Origin of the sequence: Brevibacillus sp. BC25 (assembly GCF_000282075.1) — a bacterium.
Classification (GTDB): domain Bacteria; phylum Bacillota; class Bacilli; order Brevibacillales; family Brevibacillaceae; genus Brevibacillus.
Map to the genome: position 1 here is coordinate 1 of NZ_AKIX01000139.1, position 505 is coordinate 505.

Here is a 505-nt window from a genome sequence, read left to right on the forward strand (position 1 = left end):
GGAGACGGCAGACGCCAAGACTACGAGCGGTGGGCACGAAATGTTGGCGGGGTAGGTGGAGCCGTTGCCATCGAGAAGGCACGACATGACCTATCTATTGATGTGTATATCACAGACCTGACAGGCAATCCTGCAGGGCAGGAACTGGCTACGAGTGTACGGACGAAACTGGAAGACAAACGAAGGGCCTTGCACGACTTGCAGGTACTGCCAGCGAACGTTTATCCGGTGACTATCGCTGTAAAACTCGCTTTGCGACCAGATGCGGAAATCGAGAAGGTCAAAGACCAAATTACTACGCAAATCAAAACCTACCTAAAAGGGCGTTCTCAGATCGTGTACCAGCAGATCGGGGCGCTCTTTTTCGTGGATGGGGTAATAGATTTCACTGGCTACACCTTAAACGGCGCGGAATTGAATTTGACGGTGCCTGCTGACTCTGTATCGACTCTAACCATGGCGGTGACAACATGATTCCAGAACGCTATCGGCAGATGCTGCCGCC

The 505-nt window shown here is 52.3% G+C and carries 1 protein-coding gene; it reads left to right on the forward strand.

The window, feature by feature from the left end:
• A partial coding sequence (locus PMI05_RS29525; RefSeq protein WP_007730020.1) for a baseplate J/gp47 family protein occupies nt 1-474 on the forward strand: 474 nt, incomplete at its 5' end.
• Between the last annotated feature and the right edge of the window lie 31 nt (nt 475-505).